Origin of the sequence: Massilia niastensis DSM 21313 (assembly GCF_000382345.1) — a bacterium.
GTDB classification, from domain to species: Bacteria; Pseudomonadota; Gammaproteobacteria; order Burkholderiales; family Burkholderiaceae_D; genus Telluria; species Telluria niastensis.
Map to the genome: position 1 here is coordinate 35133 of NZ_KB908125.1, position 8329 is coordinate 43461.

9 protein-coding genes and 1 pseudogene are annotated in these 8329 nt (G+C 66.5%); 6 read left to right on the plus strand and 4 right to left on the minus strand.

The window, feature by feature from the left end; translation table 11 throughout:
- Positions 1-7: 7 nt before the first annotated feature.
- Positions 8-1075: a Holliday junction branch migration DNA helicase RuvB gene (gene ruvB, locus H162_RS0123055; RefSeq protein WP_020655855.1), complete on the plus strand. Its 1068-nt coding sequence runs from the start codon at positions 8-10 to the stop codon at positions 1073-1075.
- A gap of 21 nt (positions 1076-1096) precedes the next feature.
- Here ruvB and H162_RS0123060 read toward each other — a convergent pair whose 3' ends face one another.
- The gene (locus tag H162_RS0123060; protein ID WP_020655856.1) at positions 1097-1519 is read right to left on the minus strand and encodes a hypothetical protein; all 423 of its coding nucleotides are present in this window, start codon (positions 1517-1519) and stop codon (positions 1097-1099) included.
- Between the two features lie 299 nt (positions 1520-1818).
- Between H162_RS0123060 and H162_RS0123065 the strand changes: the two genes are divergently transcribed.
- Genes H162_RS0123065 through H162_RS0123075 form a run of 3 tightly spaced genes read left to right on the plus strand, consistent with a single transcriptional unit; the run spans position 1819 to position 5365 of the window.
- Entirely contained in the window at positions 1819-3630 is a 1812-nt protein-coding gene (locus H162_RS0123065; RefSeq protein WP_020655857.1) for a CIA30 family protein, read from the plus strand.
- Positions 3631-3656: 26 nt separating this feature from the next.
- Entirely contained in the window at positions 3657-4763 is a 1107-nt protein-coding gene (locus H162_RS0123070) for a sensor histidine kinase (RefSeq protein ID WP_020655858.1), read from the plus strand.
- Positions 4760-5365: a response regulator transcription factor gene (locus H162_RS0123075; RefSeq protein ID WP_020655859.1), complete on the plus strand. Its 606-nt coding sequence runs from the start codon at positions 4760-4762 to the stop codon at positions 5363-5365. Before H162_RS0123070 ends, H162_RS0123075 begins: the two co-directional genes overlap by 4 nt.
- On the opposite strand, the gene H162_RS0123080 is transcribed toward H162_RS0123075, so the two are convergent.
- From H162_RS0123080 to H162_RS0123090, 3 genes are all read right to left on the minus strand, one after another.
- Entirely contained in the window at positions 5332-5820 is a 489-nt protein-coding gene (locus H162_RS0123080; protein WP_020655860.1) for a hypothetical protein, read from the minus strand. The two genes, H162_RS0123075 and H162_RS0123080, sit on opposite strands and share 34 nt — an antisense overlap.
- Before the next feature lie 83 nt (positions 5821-5903).
- Positions 5904-6245, minus strand: a complete 342-nt coding sequence (locus tag H162_RS0123085) for a DMT family transporter (protein ID WP_020655861.1) — start codon at positions 6243-6245, stop codon at positions 5904-5906.
- 43 nt (positions 6246-6288) lie between these two features.
- Complete coding sequence (locus tag H162_RS0123090) at positions 6289-6735, minus strand: DUF2147 domain-containing protein (RefSeq protein ID WP_156885766.1); 447 nt, start codon at positions 6733-6735, stop codon at positions 6289-6291.
- A gap of 207 nt (positions 6736-6942) precedes the next feature.
- Between H162_RS0123090 and H162_RS0123095 the strand changes: the two genes are divergently transcribed.
- Positions 6943-7305 (plus strand): hypothetical protein, encoded by a 363-nt coding sequence (locus tag H162_RS0123095; protein WP_229452211.1) that lies wholly within the window; start codon positions 6943-6945, stop codon positions 7303-7305.
- A gap of 679 nt (positions 7306-7984) precedes the next feature.
- A pseudogene (locus H162_RS0123100) lies at positions 7985-8329 on the plus strand (hypothetical protein); the annotation flags it as partial.

Consider the following 8329-nt stretch of genomic DNA (forward strand, 5'->3'; position numbering starts at 1 on the left):
TTGAGCAATGAGTATCCAGACCGATAATTTCACCGAACAGCGCATCATCGACGCCGCGCCCGCCTCGCCGAACGAGGAGGCGATCGAGCGCGCCCTGCGTCCGAAGCACCTGGAGGAATATGTCGGTCAGGAAAAGATCCGCGACCAGCTGGAAATCTTCATCCACGCGGCGCGCAAGCGGCGCGAAGCGCTCGACCACACCCTGCTGTTCGGCCCGCCGGGCCTGGGCAAGACCACGCTCGCGCACATCATCGCGCGCGAGATGGGCGTGAACCTGCGCCAGACGTCGGGTCCGGTGCTGGAACGCCCGGGCGACCTGGCGGCGCTGCTCACCAACCTCGAGGCGAACGACGTCCTGTTCATCGACGAGATCCATCGCCTGTCGCCGGTGGTCGAGGAGATCCTGTATCCGGCGCTCGAGGACTACCAGATCGACATCATGATCGGCGAAGGCCCGGCCGCGCGCTCGGTCAAGCTCGACCTGCAGCCCTTCACCCTGGTGGGCGCGACCACCCGCGCCGGCATGCTGACCAATCCGCTGCGCGACCGTTTCGGCATCGTCGCGCGCCTGGAGTTCTACAACGTCGAAGAGCTGACCAAGATCGTGGCGCGCAGCGCCGCGCTGCTCGAAGCCCCGATCAACGAAGAGGGCGCGCGCGAAGTGGCCAAGCGCGCACGCGGCACGCCGCGTATCGCCAACCGCCTGCTGCGCCGCGTGCGCGACTATGCGGAAGTGAAGGGCAATGGCGACATCACCAAGGACATGGCCGACCGCGCACTGAAGATGCTCGACGTCGACACCGTCGGCTTCGACGTGATGGACCGCAAGCTGCTGGAAGCGGTGCTGTTTAAATTTTCCGGCGGCCCAGTGGGCATCGGCAACTTGGCGGCGGCGATCGGCGAGGCCGCCGACACCATCGAGGACGTGCTCGAACCCTACCTGATCCAGCAGGGCTACCTGCAGCGCACCCCGCGCGGCCGCATCGCCACGCCGCTCGCCTACCAGCACTTCGGGGTCGCCGCGCCGCGCATCAGCCCGACGGGCGACCTGTGGGATAACCTGCCGCTGGCCTAAGAGCGTTAGGCGCTCTAAGTCTTATCCAGGCGGCAAGGGATTCAGCTGCGGCTCGGGCATTTCGTCGCCACGCGGCGGACGGTAGCCTGGCGCGCGCAGGACCGGATAGATGAAGCTCAGGTAGAGCAGCGCCGTAAAGCACAGCAGCATGCTGCACATCGAGAGCAGGGTGGGCGAACCGCTGCGCCAGAACATCGCCACGCTGGCGGCGAAGGGCACCGCCAGCAGCACGGCCGCCAGCGAACGCAGCCGCGGCGAGCGGCGCATGCGGTGGCCGGCCATGCCGACCAGGAAGAAGCCGGACGAGGCAAGCAGCAGGCCGCAGAGGACGGCGGCCGCCTTGAAGACATTGGGCATGCTGGCGCCGGTCGGGAACAGCATGACCGGCGGGGCAACCAGGACGACGACGCCGGCCATCAGGCACAACAGACGCAGGAAAATCATTGACAACTCCTTGCTGGGGAGGAAAAGCGTGACGGCGTGCACGGTCGAGCCAAGCGAGCGTGAAGCCGGTTCGGGATCAGCGGACGATAACATAAGGTCAATATCGAGATGTCCTGAAAATGTCGTTTGTGCACTACGACTTTGCTTGAATTTGTTGACTTTTTATTAAATTCATAGAAGTCGGCAGCGCGCGCCTTGCGCTCTCCTGACAATTGTCATGCCTGCCTGATGGCAAGCGCTTCTGTCGCCGCGCCCGGCGTTTCCGCATACTGGTTCCACTCAACCGATGCGAGGAACCCATGCCTGCCACCGTCCTGAAATCCGTCCTGGCCGCCGCCGCCCTGGCCCTGAGCGGCGCCGCCGCGGCCGCCCCCACCCTGATCAAGGATGTCCGCCTGTTCGACGGCGCCAGCGCCCACGAGCGCCGCACGGTGCTGTTCGACGGCGGCCTCATCGTCGACGCCGACTACCGCGGCCAGCCGCCCCGGGGCGCGCGCGTGGTCGAGGGCGCCGGGCGCACCCTGCTGCCGGGACTGATCGATGCGCACACCCATGCCTTCCGCGACCACGACCTGCCGCTGCTGTTCGGCGTGACCACCCAGGTCGACATGTTCAGCGCCGTGCCGCTGATGCAGGAGATGAAGGGCGCCATGCAGGCCGGCCGCAATGCGCACCGCGCCGACCTGTTCTCGGCCGGGATCCTGGTCACCGCGCCGGGCGGCCACGGCACCCAGTTCGGCGTGACGATCCCGACCCTGTCCCGGCCCGAGGATGCGCAGGCCTTCGTCGATGCGCGCATCGCCGAAGGCTCGGACTTCATCAAGCTGGTGATGGAGGCGGGCGGACACGGCATGCCGGCCATGCACACCCTCGACCTGGCGACCGCGAAGGCGGTGATCGCCGCCGCCCACCGGCGCGGCAAGCTGGCGGTGGCGCACGTGAGCACCGAAGCGGACGCGCGCGCCATGCTGGAGGCGGGCGCGGACGGCCTGGTGCACCTGTTCCCCGGCGCGGCGCCTGGCAGGGAGCGGGCCGACAGCCTGGCGCGCCTGGCGAAGGACAGGGGCGCCTTCGTGATCCCGACCTTCACCGTCCTCGAAAGCATGGCCGGCACGCGCGGCGACGACCTGCTGGCCGAGCCGGGCCTCGCCGCCTTGCTCGACCGCGAAGGGCAGGCGCACTTCAAGGCGCGCTTCGGCGCCCAGCCGACACCGGTCCTGCTGGAGGCGCCGAAAGCCGTCACCGCCGCCTTGCGCCGCGCCGGCGTGCGGCTGCTGGCCGGCAGCGACGCCGGCAATTCCGGCACCCAGTACGGCATCAGCATGCACCGCGAACTGGCGGCCCTGGTCGAAGCGGGCCTGACGCCGGGCGAAGCGCTGGCCGCCGCCACCAGCGTGCCGGCCGCCGCCTTCCGCCTCGGCCGCCGCGGCTGCGTCGAGAAGGGCTGCAAGGCCGACCTGCTGCTGGTGGACGGCAATCCGCTGGCCGACATCACGGCCACGCGCCGCATCGTGGAGGTCTGGAAGGATGGCGAGAGCGCGAACGGCCTGCGCGAGGCGCGCCGCAAGAAGGTGGCGCAGCAGGCCGCCGGCGGCGTGCCCCAGGCGCTGCCGCCGGATGGCCGCGTCAGCCTGTTCAGCGAGGCGAAGCTGGGCAGCCCGTTCGGGGCCGGCTGGATGCCCTCGACCGATGCGATCGCGGGCGGCCATTCCACCACCAGCCTGGCCGCGCAGCCGGCGCTGGCCGACGGCCAGGTGCCGCTGGCGATCTCGGGCCGCATCATGTCCGGACTGTCCTACGCCTGGGCCGGCGCGGCCTTCATGACGGGGGCGCAGCCGATGCAGCCGGCCGACCTGAGCGCGGCGAAGCTGGTGCGCTTCAAGGTGCGCGGCGACGGCCGCGCCTACCGCGTCATGATGATGTCGCAGGGCGTCGCGATTCCGGGCAGTGCGCCATTCCAGGCAGGCCCGGAATGGACCGAGGTCACGGTGCCCTTCAGCGCCTTCGCCGGCATCGATCCGGCCGCGGTGACCATGATAGGATTCTATGCCGGTCCGCAGGCCGGCGACTACCGCTTCGAGATCGCCGACGTCCGGCTGCTCGAGCGCTGAATAATAAGAACCGCAGGGGACACCCGATGGACAAGATCAGGCGCGCGCTGGCATGGCCCTGGATTCCGCCCGAACTGGGCAAGCTGCCCTACCTGTGGGTGGTGAGCCTGGCCTACCTGCTGTGGAAGTACGCGTACGTCACGCCATCGCCGCTGGAAATCGCCATGCTGGCGCTGACGGTGCTGGTGTTCCTGCCGCTGTACTTCGCCAGCTTCTGGGCGCGCGGCTGGCAGGCCGGCGCCTGCATCGTCGCCAGCTGCCTGATCGGAACGCTGTGGGCGCCGCACAATGTGGGCGCGGCCACCTTCTTCATCTTCGCCTGCGCGATGTGCGCCCAGTTCGCCACGCCGAAGCGCGCCGTGCTGGCGGCGCTGGCGGTGGTCGGCGCCGGCCTGCTGGTGTCGCTGCTGATTCCCGACATGCGCACGATTTTCCTGCTGCCCCTGGTGACGGCCGGCCTGCCGGTCGGCATCTCTTGCGTCATGGACCGCCGCGTACGGCGCTCGAACGCGGCGGTCCTGCGCAAGCAGGAAGAAGTCGAACACATGGCGCGCATCGCCGAGCGCGAACGCATCTCGCGCGACATGCACGACCTGCTGGGCCACTCGCTGTCCCTGATCGCCCTCAAGGCCGAGCTGGCGCGCAAGCTGGCCGGGCGCGACGCCGAAGCCTGCGCGCGCGAGATCGCCGACATCGAGACCAGCGCGCGCGAGGCGCTGGCCGAGGTGCGCGCCGCCGTCACCGGCTACCGCCAGAGCGGGCTGGCGCAGGCGCTGGCCAGCGCGCGTTCCAGCCTGGCCGCGGCCGACGTCGCGCTGCAGGAGCGGGTCGAGCGCTTCCCGCTGGCGCCGAACGCCGAACACGTGGTGGCGCTGGCGCTGCGCGAAGCCGTGACCAACATCGTGCGCCATGCGGGCGCGCGCCGCTGCACCCTGTCGCTGGCGCTCGAGGGAGGCCACGCGGTGCTGCGGGTGGCCGACGACGGCCAGTTGCGCCATCCCGCCGGCCTCACCCAGGGCAACGGCCTGGCCGGCATGCGCGAGCGGGCCGCGGCGGTGGGCGGACGGCTGGCCCTGAACGTGCAGTCGGGCCTGGAACTCGAACTGCGCGTGCCCACCGGAGTCGCCCCATGATCCGCATCCTGATCGCCGAAGACCAGGCCCTGGTGCTGGGCGCCTTGAGCGCGCTGCTCAGGCTCGAACCCGATTTCGAGGTGGTGGCCGGCGCCGCCAACGGCCGCGACGCGCTGGAACTGTGCGCACGCCTGGCGCCCGACATCGTGCTGACCGATATCGAGATGCCGCACATGACCGGCCTGGAGCTGGCGCTGCAGCTGAAGGAGCGCCGCCTGGGCGCCAGGCTGATCGTGGTGACGACCTTCGGGCGCAGCGGCTACCTGCGCCGCGCCCTCGAAGCCGGCGTGCGCGGCTACCTGCTCAAGGATGCGCCGGTCGACGCGCTGGCCGAGTCGATCCGCTGCGTGCATGCGGGAGGGCGCGCGATCGCGCCCGAGCTGGCGCTGGAAAGCTGGAGCGGCGGCGCCGATCCGCTCACGGAGCGCGAGCGCCAGGTGCTGCGGCTGGCGGGAGAAGGACGCAGCAGCGCCGACATCGCGCGCCAGGTGCACCTGTCGGAAGGGACGGTGCGTAACTATCTGTCGGAAGCGATCAGCAAGCTGGGTGCGGGCAACCGCGTCGAGGCCTACCGGACGGCGCGCGACGCCGGCTGGCTGTAGCGGCGCTGGCCGCGGGTGCGCTTGGGCGGCCCCTTGCGCGGCGCCGGCGCATGCATCAGCGGGTAGATGAAGCTCAGGTAGAGCAGGATCGTCAGGACCAGCAGGAAGGAGCAGATGCAGACCATCATGATGTTCCCGCCGTGCCAGATGACGACCGCGCTGGCGCCGAACGGGGCCATCAGCATGGTGGCCGTGAACGAGCGCAGCACCGGCGAGCGGCGCATGCGGTGGCCGGCCATGGCGACCAGGAAGAAGCCGCCGGAAGCCAGCGCCAGCCCGACCAGCGCAACATAGGGCTCGGCCTGGTCGGGAATGCCGTGCGCCGTCGAGGCCAGCAGGGCGGCGGGGAGCAGGATGCCGAATACGCCGGCGGCCAGGCTCAGCAGACGCAGCATGCGCAGCGCCCGTCCACGGAAGACGGGGCGTCCGGTATGCGTGAGGAGGTCGGGATCCATGCGTGCTGGCGTGAGGGTTTGGCTGATATGGACGATAGCATACCGCGTACCCGGCTGGTGGACGAGCACGCGCGGCCGAACGCTCAGTGTCCGACGCTCTTCGAGAACAGGTTGATGACGGCCACCCCGGCGACGATCAGCGCCAGGCCGGCGATCGCGGCGAAGTCCAGGGCCTGCTTGTAGACGGCCCAGCTGACCAGCGAGATCAGGATGATGCCCACGCCCGACCAGATCGCGTAGGCGATCCCGGTGGGCAGCACGCGCAGGCTGAAGCTCAGCAGGTAGAAGGACAGCGCGTAGCAGCCGACGGTGACGAGGCTGGGCAGGGGACGGGTGAAGCTGTCGGAGGCTTTCAGCGCGGTGGTGCCGATGACTTCGGACACGATGGCGAGGGCAAGGTAGAGGTAGGCCTGGTTCAGTGACATCGGAAGAGGGCAGGCGAGCGCGCGGCCGCCTGCCGGAAAAACCTTACGGTTCGCGCACCCAGGTCTGGGAGCGGCCGAACATCGGGGCGCCGATATAGCCGCGCACTTCGAGCTTGCTGCCGCCATCCTTCAGCGCGGCCTTGCTCTTGTAGGTCTTGCCCTTGGCCGGATCGAGGATCTCGCCGCCGGTATATTCACTGCCGTCTTTCTTGAGACCGGACAGGATGGTCATGCCGATGAGGGGCTGGTCCTTGCGCTGGCCTTCGCAGGCCGTGCACTTCGGATTCTGGTCCTGGTCCGCCGCACGGAACAGTTTTTCGATCTTGCCACTGAGAACGCCCTGATCCTCGGTCACGCGCACGAGGGCTTTCGGTTTGCCGGTCTCGTCGTCGATCGTCTTCCACAGGCCGGTGGGCGAGGCGGTTTGCGCCCACGCGCCCGGCGTCGCGAGCACGGCGGCTAGCAGGCTCATTCGCATCAGGTGTCGCATCATTGGGTCTCCATGTGGTTATTGGTAAGTGAAGTGTAGCAACAGTTTCCATGACCGGGGCTGCCGAAATCCGAGGATTTCTTCCAAAAAAGAGCGCCATTGGTGCGGCGCCGCACGGTCCGGTTGTGGCACACAGCAGTATCGTAGGCTCATGACTTGCTGAACGTGTAAGCGGACGATAACCCTTTGAAGGAGTATATGATGAAAATGACAACTATTTCGGCCGTCATGCTGGCCGTGGCAGTGATGGCGACCGGTTGCAAGAAGGCGGATGATCCATCGATGGGTCCGGCGCAGGAAGCCGGCAAGGCGGTCGACAACGCCGGCGCCGAAGTACGCCAGGAAACCCGTGAAGCCGCAGCGGCCACCGAGCAGGCGGCCGAGCGCGCCGGCCAGAACGTCGAGCAGGCAGCCGAACGTACCGGCGAGAAGATGCGTGAAGCCGGCGCCGAAGTACGCCAGGAATCGCGCGAGGCCGCAGCCGAAGTGCGCGAGGGTGCGGACAAGGCCACCGATGCAACCGGCCGCGCACTGGAGCGCGCCGGCGAAAAGATGCAGGACGGGAAGTAAGAAGTTTTTCAGTAACCGCGGAGGGGCGGCACACGGCCCCCTCACATGATTCGCTCAAGTATATGGCTGGGTCCTGCTTCGCACAGGGCCCAGCTTTTTATTTGCCTGTCCGTATTGGTTAGTGAGCCATGATGAACACGGCATATCAGTTGCTTGGCTAGCCTCCAACTCCCCCATTGCAGGAATTCGTTTCTTCCCAGCATAGAAACGATCTTCCAATATTTAAATGTGTCTCTTTAACGCACCAGTTATCCCGGCAATTTCCGACTGTTGAGAGTCCGTTGATGGGCTAATGCCGCGGTGGAACTGCTGAGTTCACACTTTTTTCCTACGGTATTTTCTCGCCTGATTCATTTGTTCCCCAACTCAAGGATTCCCGCCTCTTATTTTTCTAAAATTCACGAATTCCCGGCTGTTCTTTTTAATGAATTCACAAATCGCGGCCATTCTCTCTTCATGCGGTCACAATTTATCAGCTACTTTAAGGCGATTTTTTTGTCTCATTGTTACTAAAAATAGTGATCGTCATGTATCTATAAGCCATCTGAAGACATCTTCTGTCAAAGATCGATTGTTACAATTGGTTACTTACTTACGCGCCTGCATGCTTTAACCTCGGAAATGTGACTGAGGAAATGTCCTCGGATATATTTATTTCGATTATAAAAAAGGGTTAAACATGCGTCAGAACACTTTCACCACCGCACTGCGTTCCGCTCTCGTCCTCTCCGCTGTCATCGCCGTGCCGGCCTCGGCCGTCACCCTCAGCGTCGGTACGGGCAAGACCTATGCCACTCCATGCCAGGCCATTGCTAAAGCGAACGCGGGCGACGTGATCGAAATCGCTGCCGGCACCTATACCGGCGACGCATGCACCATCTACGACAGCAACATCACCATCCGCGGCGTCGGCGGCCGTCCGAAGATCAACGCCAACAACAAGAGCTCGCAGAGCAAGGGCACCTGGGTCATCGCCGGCAGCAACGTCACCGTCGACAACGTCGAGATGTACGGCGCCAAGTCG

Bases quoted from the DNA above. Each gene is read 5' to 3' on its own strand.
- ruvB (WP_020655855.1), top strand. From the start codon at position 8: ATGAGTATCCAGACCGATAATTTCACCGAACAGCGCATCATCGACGCC.
- H162_RS0123060 (WP_020655856.1), bottom strand. From the start codon at position 1,519: ATGATTTTCCTGCGTCTGTTGTGCCTGATGGCCGGCGTCGTCGTCCTG.
- H162_RS0123065 (WP_020655857.1), top strand. From the start codon at position 1,819: ATGCCTGCCACCGTCCTGAAATCCGTCCTGGCCGCCGCCGCCCTGGCC.
- H162_RS0123070 (WP_020655858.1), top strand. From the start codon at position 3,657: ATGGACAAGATCAGGCGCGCGCTGGCATGGCCCTGGATTCCGCCCGAA.
- H162_RS0123075 (WP_020655859.1), top strand. From the start codon at position 4,760: ATGATCCGCATCCTGATCGCCGAAGACCAGGCCCTGGTGCTGGGCGCC.
- H162_RS0123080 (WP_020655860.1), bottom strand. From the start codon at position 5,820: ATGGATCCCGACCTCCTCACGCATACCGGACGCCCCGTCTTCCGTGGA.
- H162_RS0123085 (WP_020655861.1), bottom strand. From the start codon at position 6,245: ATGTCACTGAACCAGGCCTACCTCTACCTTGCCCTCGCCATCGTGTCC.
- H162_RS0123090 (WP_156885766.1), bottom strand. From the start codon at position 6,735: ATGCGACACCTGATGCGAATGAGCCTGCTAGCCGCCGTGCTCGCGACG.
- H162_RS0123095 (WP_229452211.1), top strand. From the start codon at position 6,943: ATGACAACTATTTCGGCCGTCATGCTGGCCGTGGCAGTGATGGCGACC.